The organism is Streptomyces sp. NPDC056835, from assembly GCF_042789485.1.
Taxonomy (GTDB): Bacteria; Actinomycetota; Actinomycetes; order Streptomycetales; family Streptomycetaceae; genus Streptomyces.
The window spans coordinates 13,153-31,093 of record NZ_JBHUBB010000023.1; the positions used below are offsets into that span (position 1 = coordinate 13,153).

The following is a 17,941-nucleotide window of genomic DNA, read 5'->3' on the forward strand; positions in this document are numbered from 1 at the left end:
ACCGGCCGACTCGGCTGACGCCGCCTTGGTGGGGGTAGGGGGATCGGCGGGGACGGCCGTCAACCGGGTGAGCGGGACGGCGATCATCACCGCGAGGGGTTACGCGGTGCCGGACCTCTCTTCGTAGCTTTCCAGGAAGCCCCGCACCATGGGGGTCTCATGCACGGCGAGCTTATTTTTGAGCCCCGTGAGAAGTCTGGTTCCGCGAGCGGAGGCGACGGTACCGAGGGTCCGTACTGCCTGGTTGGCGGTGTGTACGGCGGCGTCGATGTCTCCGAGCGCGAGATGCGCGTCGGCCTCGCGGGTGAGGCGTAGAGCGGCCGTGCGCGGCGGGGGCTGGTCGTGTGTGCCGGTCTGGTGGGCGTTGGAGATGGCGGCGTGGTGGGTGAGGGCGCGGCGGGGGTCGCGGAGGTCGAGGGCGTTGGTGGCGGCCCAGCCGTGGAGTTCGTCGCGGTTGATCCAGTACACGCATGCGGGTTCGTCGTCCGGTGGGCCGGCGCGTTCGTAGGTGTCGAACATGGCGTGTTCGGCCCGCTGGCTGGCCAGGGTGTTTCCGGCGCGTGCGTGGGCGCGGGAGGCTCGTGCGTGGAGCACGGCGGTCATCCTGGGCGAGTCGGTTCGGGCGGCGTGGCGGTGGGCGGCGTCCACGAGTTGGAGCGCGCCTTCGGGGTCGCCTGTGCTGTAGCGGAGCATGGCCCAGAAGCCGAGGGTGTTGGCGGTGATGACGGGGTCGGCCGCGCTCCCGGCGGAGCGCAGGGCGGCCAGGTAGTGGCGTTGGGCCTGTGCGGGGTGGCCGGAGTCGACGGCGCACCAGCCTGAGATACGTGATGCTTCGGCGGCGGCGGCGAACAGGCGGCGGCCGGTGGTGGCGCTGTAGGCGGTGTTCTGGAGGGTGTGGATGATCATCCGGCGTTCGGCGCAGGCGAGGGCGTATGTCTGGCCGGATCCGATCTGATCGTCCAGGTGTCTGAGGGTGGCGAGGCGGTCCTCGATGAGGCGGGGGGTGTGGTCGTTGATCAAGGGGCGCCGGTTGGAGGAGAGGACGGCGGTCGCCGGTGAGGCGGCGGCCCAGCTCGCCAGTAGGGCGGCCAGTGTGCCGCTGGTGATCACGAATTCCCTGCGTTCCATGTCGGCGGACCCTCCTACGAGTTCCAGTGCCTGGACGGTTCCGGATGGTGTCCATGGGGAGGCCAGCAGCGCACGGTCGTCTCTGAGCGCGAGCCGTAACCAGTGCGGCCAGCCCAGCGCGTGGACCTGGTCGAGGGGGACGCCGAGCATGTCGGCCATGGCGATGGTGGCGCGGCGGTCCGGCCGGCTACGGCCTTTCTTCCACCGGGAGATTTTCTCCGGGCGACAGGCCATGGTTCCGAGGCCGAGGCGCTGGTGGTGGGCGGCCAGGCGGCGGAGAAACGTGTTGCCGTCGCAGCGTTCCTGATCGAACACCAACTGGAGGAGGGCCCAGGCCCTGTCGTCCACGGCTGCGGCCACGCGCGGTCCTCCCCCTTTATTGCGGGCGGGCTACGTGATGTGCGCCCATCGTTCCCAGTGTCCTGCCCCTCCTGTAGATCCGGTCAAGGTGCTTGCGTGAGAAGGCAATCGGAGGCAGACGGGCGCAACCGGAGGCAGGCGGGAGGTCGTTCCCTCGGCCCGTGTCCCGGGCTGACGATGTGTGACGCACGGCAAGCCGTGCCGTTCGCTGAGCCGAGTGCCGTGCGCCCCGCCGGGCGTTTTCCGCGCCCGCTACACCTCAGGAGGGATGAGAGATGGAGATCTCGAAGTCGCAGGCGGCTGCTCAGAGCAGCGCCACGGAAGGCGAGAGCGACGTTATGGAGGTGATCGAGCCGTCCGCGGTCGTTCGGTCCGAGGACGTCGAGCAGGAAGAGTGCTACACGTTCTGACCCGCTGATGGGGAGCGAGGGGGTGCTGTGCAGCCATCGGCGCGGGGCACCCCCTCGTGCGGTTGATCTACGTATTCACCGGGCCGACGCTCAGCCCGGACGACCCTGTACTGTCCGATTCCCGGTTCGCCCCACGGCCCCCCATCCGGCACGGTGACCTGTTCGACACCGGTATCGCCGCAGCGGACACCGTGGTCATCATCGACGGCGTCTATCACCACACGCCCGCCATCCGGCACAAAGAAATCATCTGGGCGCTCGGCAGGGGCGTGCGCGTCGTCGGCGCCGCGAGCATCGGCGCGCTGCGCGCGGCTGAGCTGGCTCCGTGCGGAATGGTCGGTGTCGGCGAGATCTACGACGCCTACGCCACCGGAAGGATCGAAGGGGACGATGAAGTCGCCGTCGGGCAGTCGGCCGATGCTGATATGCGTTCGGTGACCTGGCCCCTGGTCAATCTCCGCCACGTGCTGAAGCTCGCCAAGGCGGCCGGAGTCATCACAACGGACACGGCCGCCGAGGTGCTCGGGGAACTGCGGGGCGTCTACTACCCGCACCGGTCACTTACGGCCGTCCTGGTCATCAGCCGACGGCGCGGAGCCGAGCACTTCGCTCGGTGGCTCACCGCGCGCCTGGCTGAGGACCGGCACTTCGGCGATCTCAAACGGGCCGATGCCCTGCGGGCGCTGAAGACCGCACTGTCCCTCGCCGGCACGCCCGCGTCGCCGCCGTCCGCGCTGGTTTGGCGGACCCGCCATTTCCGAGCGTGGGCCAACATGTTCGCCGTGGAGACGGTCGAGGGCGTCCACCTGGTGACACGTCACCGGATCGCCTATCAGCAGCTGTTCGATCCGCAGTTCAAAGGGCTGTGGTGGGACTACCTCAGCACGGCCGTGGCCGGCGCGGCGGGTTTGCCCCGCTCGCTGGCCTGCGCGGTGATCCGTCCGGAGACAGACCTGACGGACCAGGACACGGTGGCCCGGCTGCTGGTGCGCGAGACATCGGCCGACCGGGCTGCCGTCGCCCGGTACGTCGCGCTCAACGAGGAGACGGCGCGATCGCACCAAGGCTTCTTCCCGGACGCGATCAAGAACAGCGTGGCCCGCCGGCTCCTCGCCTCACTCTGGTCCACGCAGACGGATGACGCCCTGGAGGACGAGTCCTGGGCCCGTGGATTCCAGGGCGACCGCGATGCGGTCGACGCGGTCAAGGTGTTCGTACTGGGGTTTTTACGCGATCAGGAGGTGGGACGGTGAGCCGGATTGTCCTCGACGGCACAGTGCGCACCAGGACACCGGGGGAAACGTGGGAGGCTCTGGAACCGGAGCTGGAGCGCCTCGGCATCTCCCGCGTGGCGTGCCTCACGGGTCTCGACCACCTCGGTATCCCGGTGTGGACGGCGATCCGCCCGCACGCGCATACCCTCGTCACCTCCCAGGGCAAAGGCGCGAGCGACGAGCTCGCCAAGATCTCGGCCGTGCTGGAGAGCGCGGAACTGTGGCACGCCGAGCAGCTCCCGGCGACAGCACCGGTACGCGGCTCCTACCGCGACCTCGATCCGCCCTACCCGATGGCTCTCCTCCCGGTGAAGCTCGATCACGAAGGCCTCAAGGACATCGAGCTGGACTGGGTACCGGGGACGGGCTTGATCAGCGGTCAGGACGCCCTGGTCCCCGCTGGCCTGGCCCGGCGCCGCACACGGCGCGATGTCTCGCAGCCGGACCCTTTCCATGTCACGAGCAACGGCCTGGCCTGTGGGAACACGCTGAACGAAGCGATTCTGCACGGGCTGTTCGAGGTCGTCGAGCGGGACGTCCTGCACCGCGACTACGCGAGCGGAGGGCGCCGCCGCACCCTGGTCGACCCGCAGAGCGTGGACGATCCGTACTGCCGGGATCTGATCGGCCGGTTCCAGGCTGCCGGCATGTTCCTGGAGATCGCGCTCGTGGACAGTGACCATCAGATCCCCGTGTGCGCGGCCTACATCTGGTCGGAGGACTATCCGGTCCTCTTCGCCGGGTCCGGATGCCACCGCGATCCGCACATCGCGCTCTCCCGAGCCCTCACCGAAGCCGCCCAGTCCCGGCTGACCTGCATCGCCGGCACCCGCGACGACCTCGACTCCCACGAGACCGCCTTCGCCGCCCGCCCTCCGTCCCCCGAACCAGCCTGGCCGGGCACCGCCGACTGGAACACCCTCATCAGCCACTACGCGCCGGCCGAGCCGGACTTCACCCAGGAAACGGCGTCAGTGGCCGCCCGGATCGCCACTGTCACCGGCCACGAGCCGATCGCCGTCACCCTGCACCAGTCCGACGCCTACGCCGGAGCGAAGGTCATCAGCCCCGGGCTGGAAATGCGCATCATCCGCTCGATTCCCCGCCCAGGCAACCACCATGGGTGAAAGCCACCGGAGCCACCAGCCCGCGTCCGAGCAGCAGCTCGCAGCCGTATACGACGCCTTCCACACGGCCAGAGCCTCGACCACCCTGGTCGCACAGCTCTACGCCGAAGCCATGGGCGACGCCTACCCGCATGAGCTGGAAGCCTCCAGCTCATGCGACTGGCCCTTGCTCGGGACCCTGATCAGCCGCCTGCGGCTGCGCCCCGGCCAGCGGCTCATCGACCTGGGATGCGGCACCGGGGGCGCAGGGCTGTGGCTGTCCCGCGCGCTGTCCGTGCACCTGGTCGGGGTCGACATCTCACCGACGGCGATCGCCCTGGCCACCCGACGAACTCCCGCATTCGTACCGCCCGGACAGGCCACCTTCCGCGTGGCGACCATAGAGGCCACCGGCCTATCCGACGCGCAGGCCGACGGCATCGTCTGCATCGATGCCCTGGGATTCGCCCGCGACCGAATAAGCGCGCTCAGGGAGATGCGCAGGGTGCTGCGCCCCGGCGGCCGGGCTGTCCTCACCTCCGGCGGCCGCCACACAAACCCCGTCGCCCCGCCGTGGTCGCACCGGGCCGCAGCGGCCGGCCTGGAACTGGAGTCGGAGGAAGAGCGACCGGACGAACCGGCGATGTGGCACCGCCTCTACCAGCTGTGGACCGGACACGAAGCGGACCTGCGCCGCCACCTCGGCGACCAGCAGGCCGAGAGCATGCTCACCGAGGCCCGCACACATGCGCCGGCACTCGGAAACCGACGCTCCGTCACCGTTACGCTGAGGCGGCCCAGTATTGAGGACGCACCCTCAAGCGCCACGGCACGACAGAGCCGTTCCGGGGCATAAAACGAAAGGGAGGTACACCGGCCGATGCCGACTCGTGTGGCCGTCTACGGGGCCGGATCCTGGGGCACAGCCTTCTCCATGATCCTCGCCGACGCCGGATGTGAAGTGGCACTGTGGGGGCGGCGTGCCGAACTTGTCGACGCCATCAACAGCACCCGCAGCAATCCCGACTATCTGCCCGGCGTGACCCTCCCGAGCGGGATCACGGCGACGACCGACGCGGCACAGGCCGCCGAGAACGCTGACTTCGCTGTCCTCAGCGTCACCGCGCAGACCTTACGGGCCAACCTGACGACCTGGACCCCCCTCCTCGCACACGACACTGTCCTCGTCTCCCTGATGAAAGGCGTCGAGCTCAGCACGGCCTCGCTGATGAGTGAAGTCATCGCGGACGTGACAGGCGCCGGGCCAGAGCGGATCGCGGTCGTCACCGGCCCCAACCTCGCAGGCGAGATCATCCGCCGACAGCCCGCCGCCAGCGTCGTGGCATGCGCGGACATGAACGTCGCCGAACGACTCCAAGCCACCTGCCACACCCCGTACTTCCGCCCGTACACCACCACCGACGTCATCGGCTGCGAACTCGGCGGCGCGGTCAAGAACGTCATCGCCCTGGCCGTAGGCATCGCCGACGGCCACGGCCTCGGCAAGAACACTCAGGCCGCACTCATCACCCGGGGCCTGGCCGAAACCACCCGCCTCGCCCAGGCAATGGGCGCCGGCCCGCAGACCCTCGCCGGACTCGCCGGCATGGGCGACCTCGTCGCCACCTGCTCCTCACCCCTGTCCCGGAACCACACCTTCGGCGCCAACCTCGGCCGCGGCCTCACCCTCGCCGAAACCGTCGCGGTCACCAAGCAGACAGCCGAAGGCGTCACCTCCTGCCGGTCCGTCCTCGACCTCGCACGGCGCCACGGCGTCGACATGCCACTGACCGAGACCGTCGTCGGCATCGTCCACGGCGGCACGCCACTACAGCAGGCCATCAAGGAGCTCATGTCACGCTCAGCGAAACCTGAGCTTCACTGAGCCCCACGCACGACCTGCCGGGACAGCGATACGAGCACAGGGCACAGGGCCTGTCCGGCTCACCGCGGGGCGCGATCTGGCCGATGCGCAGAACTGGCTGATCAGCTTCACCACCGACCACCCCGCACGGAGCCTGACGGTGGACAAGCAGGCCGCCGCGATGCCGAGCGGGGCGTTCACCCGCGCCGTCGGGATGCGGCTCGCGATCGTGAGAGAGGACCTCACCCGCGACGCCATCCTCGCCGGCATCCGCGCGGGCCACAGCTATGTCGCCGAGTCCTCGTCGGTCTCCCTGACCTTCGGCGCGGCGGGCGGCCGGGGCAGGCACGCGGGCATCGGCGACCGTCTGCGCGTCGGCGCGGACGAACCGGTGACGGTACGCCTGGAGGTCACCGGCGCCCCCGGCCGCACCGCCCACCTCGTCACCGACCAGGGCACCCTGCACACGGCCACACTCCCGACCTCCGGCACGGGCACGGTCGAATGGCGCACCACCCCCGCCTACGCCACCTACGTACGCGCGGAGGTCCGCCACGCCCCGACGACACCGGGCTTCCCCGGCGCACTCGCGGCGTTCACGAACCCGGTCTTCCTCGGGGAGTGACGACGGCCCGAAACGGGAAGCCCGGCCGACACCCACCGGAAACAGGTGTCGGCCGGGCCCCTGGGAAAGCAGGGGCTTTACCGGGTCGCACCGTCGGGCCACAGGACAGTGACGGGTACACCTACGCGTTCCGCGTACGCCACGACATCGGCGGTGCCACCGAATCCCCGGGCCGGCAGGCCGTCCCAAACGGCGAGTACGACGTCGGAGAGGCCGACGAGGATTTCGCTTCCCGCCTGGTGCGCCTCCGAGGTGGATTCGGTCATGCCCGTGTGGTGGGTGTCAGAGGCGCTGGAGAACAGCGCGTCGTATTCCGCGTGATGCCAGTCGGGCAGGTCCCGGCGGTACCGCGCCGCCGGGATGACGACCTCGATGCGCCCGCCGGTGTCGAGGACCGCTTGAGCCCACCATGTGTCCGGACCGTCAGCGATACAGCTGATCCCGACGAGGTCGCTTACGTCCAGCCTGGAGACCTGGTCGGCGAGCATGGCCTTTACTTGCTGCTCGATCTCCTTTGACAGGCCGCGATGTCCGGTGATGCCCACGCGCATGGTGCGCCCCCTACAGGTATGCGATGTGTGGCTGGTTGTCGAAATTCGTGCGTGGCGCGGTTCGATGCGAACTGCGTGTCACGCGTTGTTCCTTCGGGTGTCATGGGCGTACTCGTCCCACGCCCTGGAGTACGAACTGTCCGGCGCGGCAGCGTGAAGCCGGACGCCGAAGTCGCCGAGCAATCTGGTGATGCGCGGGTGGCGGGTGAAGACGCCTGCGGGGATGGATTGTGCTGTGGCGATAGCGAGTTCGATGTCGCCTTGACCGAGTTGGGCGTGGGCCAGTCGTGCGGTGACGATGGCCCGATCGCGCTGCATGTAGGGGCGCAGTAGGACCAGGCTGCGGTGGGCATGAGCTTCGGCCTTTTCGAAGTTGCCCAGGCTGAGATGCGCGGAAAGGGCGAGTTCTTCGATCTCTCCTTGATCACGGACTGCGGTCATCCATACGGGCCGGTGATCGTTCGGGTCCGCACGATCGTGTGCCTCTCGGGCGTGGCCGATGGCACGCCTCACGTCTGTGGCATTGCCGACAAGGCCGTGAATGACCGCATGGCGGGCGTGACCGAGTGAGGCGAAAAGCGGGTCGCGGCGGGCGATGGGCAGGCCGCGTGCCACGTCGTTGGCCGCCAAGGCATCCGCAGGGCGCCCGAGGTGCCGGTACAGACTGCCTGCGTGGGACCAGATGCGGAACTGGATGGTGCTGTCACCGGACATGGCGGCGAGGCCGGCTGCCCGATCGAAGTAGTTCTGGGCCTCGTCAAGGCGGCGTCCGTCAATGGCGGCCCACATGGCGCTGGAGATGAAGGCAGCCGCGCAGGCATACAGGGCACCCCTTACCCGCTGGCTCGCGGTGCCGCGTTCTTGAAGAGCCAGGGCTTCGGCAGCGAGGGAGGAGGCTTGAGTCTCGATGGTGAGTCGGCCACCGTACTGCTGATCGCTCACGATAAGAGCGGAGAACTTGCTCAACAGCCGTTCCACGTCGTCGGCTCCGACGCGTCGTTGCGCGGAATGGCCATGGGCGGGAGTGGCAGAAGCGGCGGTCAGAGCGATTCCGGCCGATGCACTGATGAAGTGGCGGCGAAGCACACGGTCCTCCATTGGTCCCGATGGCGGGGGATCTTTTTCTCCCCGAGGCGCGAATCCCAGCTCAGTGATCCGACAGTTGAAGACTGTCTCCAACGCTTCCCTCTGCCGCGAATGGGGCAGGCGAGTTTTTCCGGTCAGCCAGTTGCGTACGGTGCGGTCGCTCACGGTCCCGGCATGGCCGAGGGCACGCAGATAGGCGTTCATCGCTTCGGCTAATTCGTTCTGAGTGAAACCCGCTTCATCCATGCGGCTCATGAGCTTCTGGTTGCCCTCCACCGTTTCACCGTAGCCAGTCGTGCCGCTGGGGCAGAAGCGGACGACTGTGAAATTTCCGGTTCGCTCCGACGCGTGCTGCTCCGGCTTTTCCTCCCCCCTGCGCCTGCCCGGTCGTTCACTGATGCACAGCCACCACTACGGAGGGTGGCGACGCGATGACGGAAGGCGCAGCCCCAGCATGTGCGAGCAAGCCCCTGGAACGGCGGTCCGCACGGCCGAACTTGAGGCCACGGTCCACAGCGGTGGCTTCTGGCGCCTCGTGCCCGAATCCGTCCCCCGGATGTACGACCCGGTGACGAGGGCGCTCCTGGACCGCGTACTCCACGGACTGAGGCGAGAGGCGGAATGACACACAGCAAGGCGCGAAAGCTACTGGCCCAGCTGACGGAGGAGTTCGGGACGGACGGCCTCCTCGCCATCCCGAAGTGTGATCCCGGAGGGGAAAACACCGACCTCGTACCCGGGTCGGCGCTGCGCTGGCCCCCGTGTGAATGCGGGCATTCCCTGTGCCCCGATTACGGGCCCCCCGAGTGAGAGCGCAATCGGCACCGGGAGAACCGGCGCCCACAACCCATGGCGACCGCATCGGATCAGGGCGGCCGGAAGTAACGGCACATCGTTGAACCGGGCGGCCCCGCGCATCAGGGCGGGGCCGCCTGCCGAACGTCAAGGAGAGAAGTGGCGCCGCACCACCACGCGTACGTATGGCTCGGTCACGGAGACGTATTGGTGAAGCCGGGCGACGCCCATCGTCGCGCGGGACACCCGGAATTCCCGTCCGCCCAGGTGATGCCCCTGGAAAGCGCGGACTGGCTCCTCAAATCCGCGGCCCGGATCGAGGCGACGTTCACCGAGCCGAAAGAGGCTGCGAACTGGTACGCCGAGCAACTGGCCCATCACACCGGGACCTTCGTCGGTACGTACGCTCCGACGGCCGACCGTGACGAGCTCGTAAGGCGCTTGGCGGCCGGTGACGATGTCGTGGGGGGCTGGTGGGTAACCGGCGGCCGGTTCCTCTCCGTCAATCTGGTTGCGTGCGGTCCGCACCGGCTGCGCCCGGAGTATGCCTGTCCGGCGCGGTAGCGAGCTGTCCTCGATCCAGTGGGCACGCGAAGATCCCGCCGAGCGCCACGGCCGTCCGGTCCGCTGTCCGGCATCACCGACCGTACGTGTGCGTCCCCGCGCGGTCCCACCGCCACGAACCCGCCCGCGCGCAACGCCTCGTACAGCCGTCCGGACGACAGCGCCAGGTCGGGGGCGCGGGTTCGTCCAGCGGACCCGCAGGGGACTCGGAGTCGCCGCCCGGCCCACCGTACGTCGGTGACTCAGGCAGGGAACTCGGCGCACTTGACGGCAGATACGAACGACGACCACTCACCTGTGGAAAAAGCCAGCGCCGGGCCGTGAGGATTCTTGCTGTCACGGACGGGGACGATGCCGATAATGCCGTCAGCGACCTCCACGCATTCGGCGCCGTCTCCATTGCTGTAGCTGCTTTTGCGCCATGTGTCGAGGGCGGACGCGTGAGGAATCTTCTGCATTCTCATACTCTCCCAGGTATGCGCGCATCAGAGCGAGAGATTCCTTCTCGGGTAGCGCCTTCGATCGAGCCGTGTCGAACATTTGCGTAAGCCTGAGGACCTTCTTGGGCGACTCCATCGACTCCCCGGACACGAAGCTCTCTACGTACGCGATCGTAGCCCCGTTCTGGAACGTTTGGAGACTCAGGCTCCCACCCAGCATGGGATGCTCCCCTTGGGCGAACGGGAGCACCTGAACCGCGACATGAGACATCCGCGCGACCTCCAGCAGGGAGGAAATTTGCTCGATCATGCACTTTGAGCCTCCCATCGGACGCTTGAGCGCCGCCTCATCCATAATTGCCCAGAAAAGTGGCGGATTATCCTTGTTGAGGACGCGCTTGCGTCGCATACGCCTCGCGACAAGTTCGCTCAACCGCTCCTCCGAGTCCTGGGAACGTGTTTCCCGAATGAGCGCACGGGCGTAGTCCTCTGTTTGCAGAGACCAGGAATAAGACTGCTGTTGAACACCTGGATACGCGTTGCCTGTTCCTCGCTGCTGACGACCGCGCGACCGTAGTCGGGAATCGACGTGTCCTGTGCGAGCTCAAGCAGATCCACGAACAGGCCGCTCGTACCGAAGTACGCGTCCAGCGCGAGGGCCAGGGCCTCCGACGGAAGTTGGTCTCCCAACTCGACCCTGCCGGGATAGGAGTGCGGATAACCCACCTGCTCGGCGAGGGCACGCAGCGACAGCCCAGAGTCGCCGCGCATTCGTCGCAGCCTCCGGCCCAGCAGCGTGCGCGGGGTGGCCTTGCCGTCTTCGTCGTTGTTCAGCTCCATAGCTCGAACTTCCTTTCAGCCGGCCGGCCGTGGGGCCGCTCGGCAGCCGGGGCAGTTGCCTGGCTCCGGTGCACGGAAAGCGTGGTCGCAGCGGTCGCAGTTCTGGAGGGGGACGACGCGTGGTCGGGCCGGTACGGCGGGAAGTGGCGGGGGCAGCAGGGTGGTGAGGCGGTGGGCGAGTAGGGCCGCTGGGGAGTGGATGGGGCCTTGCGGCAGCAGGCCGGTCAGGGTGCGCTGCACGGCAGCGGGTTCGATGCCACGTTCCAGCCAGGCCGATACGGCGCCCGCGAGGCGGCGGACATCCCGTTCGGAGAGGATCAGGCGCGGGTCGTGGCGTCGGAGTCCGGCGAGGATTTCGGCGGCGGTGCGGTGGCGGCTGAGGTCGGGGCAGCCGGGCTCGGGAAGGGGCGGGGCGGGTGACGGAGTCCGGTCCGGGGAACGGGTGTTGGCCGGGGCGGCCGTGGTGGCGGGAGCGGGGGCCGGGGCCGGGGCCGGGGCGACGCTCGGCGTCGGCGTCGGCATCGGCGCGGTCGGCTGCTGGATCACGGCCTGCGGCATGTCGTACGCCACCGTCCTCGTCACCCAGCGGCCTTGCGGGGTGCGTTCCCTCGTACGGCTGAGATAGCCGTACGCCTCCAGCTGCCGCAGCCCCTTGGCGATCGTCACCTCGCCCTCCTGGAACCGCGCGGCGAGATTCTTGATGCCGACATTCACCCCGTCGGGCAAAGACTGGATATACACCCCGAGACCCAGCGCGACCAGCGACATTCCCTCGTGCTGGGCGAGGTGGTTGCCGATCACGGTGAACTTGTCGGTGTGCCGGTGCCGTTGGTGGGCCACCCCGGACGGGGGAACGGTCGCCGGAATGCCGGACCGGGCGTGCGAGGGCGCGTTAAGCTGCTGAAGAGCCATCGGGAAGGGCTTTCTTCCTGGGTGGTCAGGCCCTCGATCGGGATGCCAGTCCCGGCCGGGGGCCGAATTGTTTTTGGGTTGCGTCGCTGAGCGTAACCACACCAACACGCCACCAATGACCAGATGTTGCCATCTTCACCCGTGCGAGTGACGAGGACCGCCGGGGGAAGAGGGGGTGGTTGGGAGGGGTTCTTACCCGGGTTCTTGAGAGCTTTTTACGTCCCGGGCCACCAGGTCTTCGTCCACCGGGTCTTCGTTCCCCGAGTCGCGGAAACCTCGATCCGGTGGGCTACGGGCGTTCGGTCCGCTGTCCTGTCCACTCCGTGAGGGCGTGGCGCAGGCCCGCCTCGTCCGGGCGGTCGGCCGCCCAGGCGATATAGCCGTCGGGCCGGATGAGCAGCGTGCGCGTGGTGCTGTGGGAGAACTCCGCGTACAGCGAAGGCCCGTCGCCCGGCACCACCGACCGTACGCGTGCGTCCCCGCGCGGTCCCACCACCACGAACCGCCCCTCGCGCAGCGCCTCGTACAGCCGTCCCGACGACAGCGCCAGATCGGGGGCGCGTCTGCCGACCAGCGGGTGGGCGCCGCGCGGGGAGGGGTACGCGATGCCGATGCCGGTGACCACGCGCATCACGCGGTCGGCGAACGGGTGTGCGCGGACGAGCAGCTGGGAGCCGACCGACCGCAGGGCGCGCAGCGGCGCGGACCGGGCCAGCGCGAACCGGATGATGACCCCGCTGGCGCGCACCACCTGCGCGCCGACCGGGTGGCGCTCCGCCTCGTACGTATCGAGCAGCGCGTCGTCCGCCCGTCCCCCGAGCACCGCCGACAGCTTCCAGCTGAGGTTCGCGGCATCCTGAAGCCCCGTGTTCATGCCCATGCCGCCGGCCGGGGAATGGACATGCGCGGCGTCGCCCGCGAGGAAGACCCGCCCCACCCGGTAGTGCGGCACCTGCCGTTCGTCGCTGTGGAAGCGGGAGATCCAGCGGGCGTCGTGCATGCCGTAGTCGGAGCCGAGCGCCCGCCGGGCGGCTTCCCGTACCTCGTCGAGATCGGCGGGCGCGCTGTCCGGGAGTTGCCGGGCGCGGCTCCAGCCCATGGCGCGGTACCAGCCGTCGCCGAACGAGCCGATCAGCGCCAGGAAGTCGCCGTCGGCGTTGGCGATCAGCGGGGCGGGCGGTGTCTCGGTCAGCCGTACGTCGGCCAGCACCATCGAGCGGATGACGGCGGAGCCGGGGAAGGGCAGTCGGAGGGAGCGGCGGACGGTACTGGAGGCGCCGTCCGTGCCGACGACATAGGAGGCGCGGAGCGTGCGGGCCCCGGACGCGGCCCCGACCCCAGCCCCAGCCCCAGACCCAGACCCTGGCTCGGACCCGGCCCCGGCCCCAGCCCCCGGCTCGGATTCGGCCCCGGCCCCTGGCTCGGCCACGGCCCCTGGCTCCGACCCGGCATGCGCGCCGTCCGCCCGCACCTCCACCCCGGCACCCTCGTCGTCCTGCCGTACCCCCGTCACCTCGGTGTCGTACAGGAAGCTGACACCGGCCTCGCGGGCGCGCCGTTCGAGCAGTCGCTCCACCTCGTACTGCCCGATGACCAGGACGTACGGGAAGCGGCCGCGCAGCCGCGTCAGGTCGATGGACGACCGCGTGAGCAGCCGCAGTTCCCGTACCCGGTGGCCGCGCTCCACCAGTTCGTCCGCGAGCCCGCGCGCGTCCAGCTGCTCCAGCGTGCGCGCGTGGACGGCGAGAGCGCGTGTGAGATTTCCGACGGCTTCCGGGCGGCGTTCGACCAGGGTCACGGAGTGTCCGGCGACCGCGAGATCCCCCGCGAGCAGCAACCCGGTCGGACCGGCACCCACCACGATCGCGTCGGTCACGGGCGCTGCCTCCTCGTCGTCCTCACCGGTAATCGTCAGTACCAGTAATCGTCCGTACCGGTAACGGTCACCGTCATACCAATACCCACTGGTCAAGTGAAGTCCGGCGCTCCGTTTCACCCGGTTCGACGGCGGTCCCGATCCTGTCGAGGGCTTGTGCAGACCGCTACTCACTGCTGACGCACAGCCGCCGACAAGGCAGACTGTCGAGGGCGATACCGGCAGTGGCAGGGGCAGGGGGAGCTATGGAACGTGACGGCGGGCCGCGCGTACCGGAGCAGCGGGCTCCGGGCGTGCCGGGTGACTCCGGCGAACTGAGCTTCAGCGTGCTCGGACCGATACGCGCCTGGCGCGGCGGCGAGCCGGTGCCGCCCGGATCACCGCAGCAACGTGCCCTGCTTGCCGCCCTGTTGCTGCGCGAAGGACGTACCGCCACGGCCGGTGAACTCATCGACGCGCTCTGGGGCGACGACCCGCCCTCGCAGGCGCTGGCCGCCGTACGGACCTACGCCTCGCGCCTGCGCAAGAAGTTCTCCCCGGGCGTGCTGGTCACCGAGGCCGGCGGTTACGCGGTGCGGAACCGTCCGGCGCTGCTGGATCTGAACGTGGCTCAGGAGCTGGCCACGGAAGCGGAGAAGGCCCGCGCCGCCGGGGACCGCAACCAGGCCCGCGCGCTGCTCAGCAAGTCGCTGGGCCTGTGGGACGGCGAGGCGCTGGCCTCCGTACCCGGCCCGTACGCCGAGACGCAGCGCGCCCGGCTGGAGGAGTGGCGCCTCCAGCTCACCGAGACCCGGCTCGATCTGGACCTGGAGGTCGGCTGCCACGCGGAGGCCGTCTCCGAACTGACCGTCCTGACCGCCGCGCATCCGCTGCGCGAGCGGCTGCGCGAGCTGCTCATGCTGGCGCTGTACCGCAGCGGCCGGCAGGCGGAGGCGCTCGCCGTCTACGCCGACACGCGGCGGCTGCTCGCCGAGGACCTGGGGGTCGACCCGCGCCCCGAACTGGCCCAGCTCCAGCAGCGCATCCTCCAGGCGGACGCCGAACTGGCCCGCCCCGTCGAGCAGCCCGCGCCACCGCAGACCTTCATGCGCCCCGCGCAGCTCCCGGCGACGGTGCCCGACTTCACCGGCCGCGTCTCCTTCGTACGGGAGCTGGGCAAGCGGCTGTCCACGGTCGAGGGGTCCGTGATGGCGGTCTCCGCGCTCGCCGGCATCGGCGGCGTCGGCAAGACGACCCTGGCGGTGCATGTCGCGCACGCGGCGCGGGCGTACTTCCCCGACGGCCAGCTGTACGTGGACCTCCAGGGCGCGGGCACCCGGGCCGCGGAGACGGAGAACGTACTCGGCTCGTTCCTGCGGGCGCTCGGCACGCCCGACACCGCGATCCCCGACTCCCTCGACGACCGCTCCGCGCTCTACCGCTCGATGCTCGACGGCCGGCGCGTCCTGGTCCTGCTGGACAACGCCCGCGACGCCGCGCAGGTCCGCCCGCTGCTGCCGGGTACGGAGGGCTGCGCGGCGCTGGTGACCAGCCGGGTCAGGATGGTCGATCTGGCGGGCGCCCATCTGGTCGACCTCGATGTGATGTCACCGGAGGAGGCGCTTCAGCTCTTCACCCGGATCGTCGGCGAGGAGCGGGTCACCGCCGAGCGCAAGGCGGCGCTGGATGTCGTCGCGGCGTGCGGTTTCCTCCCGCTGGCCATCCGGATCGCGGCGTCCCGGCTGGCGGCCCGCCGCACGTGGACGGTCTCGATCCTGGCGGCGAAACTCGCCGACGAACGGCGCCGGCTGGACGAACTCCAGGCGGGCGACCTCGCGGTCAAGGCGACCTTCGAACTGGGCTACGGCGCCCTGGAACCGGCCCAGGCCCGCGCCTTCCGGCTGCTCGGCCTGGCCGACGGCCCCGACCTCTCGCTGGCCGCGGCGGCGGCCGTACTGGACCTGCCGCTGCACGACGCCGAGGACCTGCTGGAGTCGCTGGTCGACACCTCGCTGCTGGAATCCGCCGCCCCGGGCCGCTACCGCTACCACGACCTGGTCCGTCTCTACGCGCGGGCGTGCGCGGAACGCGACGAACAGCCGCCCTCGGAGCGGGAGGCGGCGCTGTCGCGGCTGCTGGACTTCTACCTGGCGACGGCCGCGAGCGTGTACGCCCTGGAGCGCCCGGGGGACCGTCTGGTGGACCACCTGGAGCCGACCTCGTACGAGGGCCTGTCCTTCACCGACCGGCACGACGCGCAGGACTGGCTGTACGCGGAGGCGAACTGCCTGCTGGCGTTCGTGCGCCAGTGCTCGGGCACGCGGACGCTGCGCCGCGCGGTGGACCTTCTGTGGGCGACGCTGGACCTCGGCGAGTCGGGCGCCAACTCGAAGGACTACGAGGCGTCGGCGACAGCCGTACTGGAAGCCGCGCGGGCCCGCGGCGACGCGTGGGCCGAGGGGCGCGCCCTGATGACGCTGGCCAACGTTCACAGTGTGGCGGGCCGCTTCGACCAAGCCGAGGAAGAGGCTCGGGAAGCCATGGGGCTCGCCACCACGACCGGTGACGTACCGCCCAGTTGCTGGGCGCCGAACGTCCGGGGGATCATCGCGCTCTACCAGCACCGGCACGCCGACGGCGAGCGGCACCTCACCACGGCCATCGAGAACTTCCGCAGCGACGGGGACCTGCCCGGCGAGGCGAGCGCGCTGTGCAATCTCTCGCGTATCCGCCTGGCCGCGGGAAGCACGGACAGTGCGATCACCCTCGCGCGGCAGGGCATCGACATCTACGACGCCCTGGGCCACGCGTTCCGCGGCGCGAACGGCCGGTACGCCCTGGGGCTGGCCCTTGCCGACGGCGGACAGCTTTCCGACGCGGCGGAACGGCTCAACGAAGCCTTGACCGTCTTCCGGGACAGCCGTCAGAGGCTGTGGGAGGGAATGGCGCTGTTCCGGCTGGCGGAGATCGACATCTCGGCCCGCAAGATGGCGCAGGCGGCGTCGAACGCGGAAATGGCGTTGACCGTACTCCGTGACATCGGGGGCGAGTGGCGCCGCGGCAATGTACTGACCGTGCTCGGCCGCGCGCTCAGCGGCATAGGACAGACGGGGCGTGCCCAGGTCTGCTGGCACGAGGCGCTCGCGATATACGAGGCTCTGGGGTCCCCCGAGGCGAACGAGGTCCGTGCGTTGCTGAGGCCCATGGCTGCCGCGTAGGGCTCGCGTCAGGCCGTTCATCGTTCGTTTATCGCGCCACGGCATCGTCACTCCTGTCGGTCCGCCGAATCGGGGGGCGCACGGATCGGCGAAGGACCGCGGCGCTAACGTATGCGGTCCTTGCGCGCCCGCCCGGCGGTACCCGGGGGAACCGCCGGGCGGGCGCGGCCGATCCACCACGTAGAGCCACTAACGGGAGATTGCGATCATGGACGACACGAAGAAGAAGGACACGACGGTCAAGCCGCAGGACCAGCACGCGACGGGCACGGAAGAAGAAGGCACGGTCACGACTCAGGACCAGCACGCGACCGGTGGCGGGATCGGCACGCTGGACCAGCACGCCACGTCCGAGCCGTTCAAGCCCGGCGCATAGAACCTCATCCTCACGGGGAGCGGCCGCGGCGGCGCGGAGGGGGAGCCGTCGCGGCCGCAGCGTGTGTCCGCCGCCCCCGCATTCACGCCATTCGATGGTCGTAAACCGCCATATCGACCGAACACGCGTGCCCCGGTACTGAGGGTACTTAGGGTACTTAGGGTCGAGAATGACCGACGAGCCCACGTTCAGGAGTTGAAGTGACGCGTACGAAGAAGTTCTTCGTGACAACGGCTGTTGCGCTCGCTGCCGCAGCGGCTACGGCCTCCCCGGCCCTGGCGGACACGCACGCCACCGGCACCGGAAGTGGCTTCTCGGCCCAGGACGCGCACGCCACGGGCGAGGTCCACGCCACTGGCGACGCCACCTTGGGCGATGTCCACCTCACCTGAGGCACGCAACTCACGGAGAGGGGGGCGGGGGGGTATAGCCCCGCCCCCCCCATTCCCGTAACGGGGCGCGGGTTCCGGGGGGGGGGGTGCGGGGGGGGCCGGCGGGGGGGGGCGGGGAGCGATGTGCGGCATGCCGTGTACCTGT

The 17,941-nt window shown here is 69.6% G+C and carries 18 protein-coding genes and 1 pseudogene; 11 read left to right on the forward strand and 8 right to left on the reverse strand.

Annotated features, from left to right (window positions below; genetic code table 11):
• Positions 1–99 precede the first annotated feature (99 nt).
• Entirely contained in the window at positions 100–1,488 is a 1,389-nt protein-coding gene (locus ACFRMN_RS24895; protein ID WP_383022964.1) for a transcriptional regulator, read from the reverse strand.
• A 275-nt stretch (positions 1,489–1,763) separates the two neighbouring features.
• On the opposite strand from ACFRMN_RS24895, the gene ACFRMN_RS24900 reads away from it, so the two are divergent.
• From ACFRMN_RS24900 to ACFRMN_RS24925, 6 genes and pseudogenes are all read left to right on the forward strand, one after another.
• Complete coding sequence (locus ACFRMN_RS24900; protein ID WP_383022966.1) at positions 1,764–1,898, forward strand: hypothetical protein; 135 nt, start codon at positions 1,764–1,766, stop codon at positions 1,896–1,898.
• A 56-nt stretch (positions 1,899–1,954) separates the two neighbouring features.
• Positions 1,955–3,151: a TfuA-like protein gene (locus ACFRMN_RS24905; protein ID WP_383022967.1), complete on the forward strand. Its 1,197-nt coding sequence runs from the start codon at positions 1,955–1,957 to the stop codon at positions 3,149–3,151.
• The gene (locus ACFRMN_RS24910; protein WP_383022969.1) at positions 3,148–4,299 is read left to right on the forward strand and encodes a YcaO-like family protein; all 1,152 of its coding nucleotides are present in this window, start codon (positions 3,148–3,150) and stop codon (positions 4,297–4,299) included. The genes ACFRMN_RS24905 and ACFRMN_RS24910 overlap by 4 nt, the downstream gene beginning before the upstream one ends.
• Entirely contained in the window at positions 4,292–5,134 is an 843-nt protein-coding gene (locus ACFRMN_RS24915; protein ID WP_383022971.1) for a class I SAM-dependent methyltransferase, read from the forward strand. The genes ACFRMN_RS24910 and ACFRMN_RS24915 overlap by 8 nt, the downstream gene beginning before the upstream one ends.
• A 24-nt stretch (positions 5,135–5,158) precedes the next feature.
• Positions 5,159–6,163, forward strand: coding sequence for an NAD(P)H-dependent glycerol-3-phosphate dehydrogenase (locus ACFRMN_RS24920; protein WP_383022973.1), 1,005 nt, complete (start codon positions 5,159–5,161; stop codon positions 6,161–6,163).
• A gap of 214 nt (positions 6,164–6,377) precedes the next feature.
• Positions 6,378–6,767 (forward strand): annotated as a pseudogene (locus tag ACFRMN_RS24925) (phosphoesterase); the annotation flags it as partial.
• Positions 6,768–6,844: 77 nt separating this feature from the next.
• Here ACFRMN_RS24925 and ACFRMN_RS24930 read toward each other — a convergent pair.
• Together ACFRMN_RS24930 and ACFRMN_RS24935 are read right to left on the reverse strand one after the other, a co-directional pair.
• Complete coding sequence (locus ACFRMN_RS24930) at positions 6,845–7,318, reverse strand: hypothetical protein (RefSeq protein WP_383022975.1); 474 nt, start codon at positions 7,316–7,318, stop codon at positions 6,845–6,847.
• A gap of 78 nt (positions 7,319–7,396) precedes the next feature.
• Entirely contained in the window at positions 7,397–8,680 is a 1,284-nt protein-coding gene (locus tag ACFRMN_RS24935; RefSeq protein ID WP_383022976.1) for a helix-turn-helix domain-containing protein, read from the reverse strand.
• 178 nt (positions 8,681–8,858) lie between these two features.
• Between ACFRMN_RS24935 and ACFRMN_RS24940 the strand changes: the two genes are divergently transcribed.
• A complete protein-coding gene (locus ACFRMN_RS24940; protein ID WP_383022978.1) occupies positions 8,859–9,029 on the forward strand; it encodes a hypothetical protein in 171 nt (56 codons plus the stop codon).
• A 329-nt stretch (positions 9,030–9,358) separates the two neighbouring features.
• Positions 9,359–9,763 (forward strand): hypothetical protein, encoded by a 405-nt coding sequence (locus ACFRMN_RS24945; protein ID WP_383022979.1) that lies wholly within the window; start codon positions 9,359–9,361, stop codon positions 9,761–9,763.
• A gap of 242 nt (positions 9,764–10,005) precedes the next feature.
• Here the strand turns inward: ACFRMN_RS24945 and ACFRMN_RS24950 are convergent, their stop codons facing one another.
• From ACFRMN_RS24950 to ACFRMN_RS24970, 5 genes are all read right to left on the reverse strand, one after another.
• Entirely contained in the window at positions 10,006–10,227 is a 222-nt protein-coding gene (locus tag ACFRMN_RS24950; protein ID WP_383022980.1) for a DUF397 domain-containing protein, read from the reverse strand.
• Positions 10,130–10,702, reverse strand: coding sequence for a DUF5753 domain-containing protein (locus tag ACFRMN_RS24955; RefSeq protein ID WP_383023111.1), 573 nt, complete (start codon positions 10,700–10,702; stop codon positions 10,130–10,132). Before ACFRMN_RS24955 ends, ACFRMN_RS24950 begins: the two co-directional genes overlap by 98 nt.
• The gene (locus ACFRMN_RS24960; RefSeq protein ID WP_383022982.1) at positions 10,633–11,043 is read right to left on the reverse strand and encodes a multiprotein-bridging factor 1 family protein; all 411 of its coding nucleotides are present in this window, start codon (positions 11,041–11,043) and stop codon (positions 10,633–10,635) included. The genes ACFRMN_RS24955 and ACFRMN_RS24960 overlap by 70 nt, the downstream gene beginning before the upstream one ends.
• A gap of 15 nt (positions 11,044–11,058) precedes the next feature.
• Complete coding sequence (locus ACFRMN_RS24965; protein WP_383022983.1) at positions 11,059–11,955, reverse strand: helix-turn-helix domain-containing protein; 897 nt, start codon at positions 11,953–11,955, stop codon at positions 11,059–11,061.
• A 289-nt stretch (positions 11,956–12,244) separates the two neighbouring features.
• Positions 12,245–13,831, reverse strand: coding sequence for an FAD-dependent oxidoreductase (locus ACFRMN_RS24970; RefSeq protein WP_383022985.1), 1,587 nt, complete (start codon positions 13,829–13,831; stop codon positions 12,245–12,247).
• A gap of 245 nt (positions 13,832–14,076) precedes the next feature.
• Between ACFRMN_RS24970 and ACFRMN_RS24975 the strand changes: the two genes are divergently transcribed.
• The 3 genes from ACFRMN_RS24975 to ACFRMN_RS24985 all read left to right on the forward strand — a co-directional run bounded on the left by ACFRMN_RS24975 (position 14,077) and on the right by ACFRMN_RS24985 (position 17,796).
• Positions 14,077–17,028, forward strand: a complete 2,952-nt coding sequence (locus ACFRMN_RS24975; protein ID WP_383022987.1) for a BTAD domain-containing putative transcriptional regulator — start codon at positions 14,077–14,079, stop codon at positions 17,026–17,028.
• A 208-nt stretch (positions 17,029–17,236) separates the two neighbouring features.
• Positions 17,237–17,404, forward strand: coding sequence for a sigma-like protein (locus ACFRMN_RS24980; protein WP_383022988.1), 168 nt, complete (start codon positions 17,237–17,239; stop codon positions 17,402–17,404).
• A 200-nt stretch (positions 17,405–17,604) separates the two neighbouring features.
• Positions 17,605–17,796: a hypothetical protein gene (locus tag ACFRMN_RS24985; RefSeq protein ID WP_383022990.1), complete on the forward strand. Its 192-nt coding sequence runs from the start codon at positions 17,605–17,607 to the stop codon at positions 17,794–17,796.
• Positions 17,797–17,941 lie beyond the last annotated feature (145 nt).

Bases quoted from the DNA above. Each gene is read 5' to 3' on its own strand.
- ACFRMN_RS24920 (WP_383022973.1), top strand. From the start codon at position 5,159: ATGCCGACTCGTGTGGCCGTCTACGGGGCCGGATCCTGGGGCACAGCC.
- ACFRMN_RS24975 (WP_383022987.1), top strand. From the start codon at position 14,077: ATGGAACGTGACGGCGGGCCGCGCGTACCGGAGCAGCGGGCTCCGGGC.
- ACFRMN_RS24965 (WP_383022983.1), bottom strand. From the start codon at position 11,955: ATGGCTCTTCAGCAGCTTAACGCGCCCTCGCACGCCCGGTCCGGCATT.
- ACFRMN_RS24915 (WP_383022971.1), top strand. From the start codon at position 4,292: ATGGGTGAAAGCCACCGGAGCCACCAGCCCGCGTCCGAGCAGCAGCTC.
- ACFRMN_RS24930 (WP_383022975.1), bottom strand. From the start codon at position 7,318: ATGCGCGTGGGCATCACCGGACATCGCGGCCTGTCAAAGGAGATCGAG.
- ACFRMN_RS24950 (WP_383022980.1), bottom strand. From the start codon at position 10,227: ATGAGAATGCAGAAGATTCCTCACGCGTCCGCCCTCGACACATGGCGC.
- ACFRMN_RS24900 (WP_383022966.1), top strand. From the start codon at position 1,764: ATGGAGATCTCGAAGTCGCAGGCGGCTGCTCAGAGCAGCGCCACGGAA.
- ACFRMN_RS24980 (WP_383022988.1), top strand. From the start codon at position 17,237: ATGGACGACACGAAGAAGAAGGACACGACGGTCAAGCCGCAGGACCAG.
- ACFRMN_RS24960 (WP_383022982.1), bottom strand. From the start codon at position 11,043: ATGGAGCTGAACAACGACGAAGACGGCAAGGCCACCCCGCGCACGCTG.
- ACFRMN_RS24940 (WP_383022978.1), top strand. From the start codon at position 8,859: ATGTGCGAGCAAGCCCCTGGAACGGCGGTCCGCACGGCCGAACTTGAG.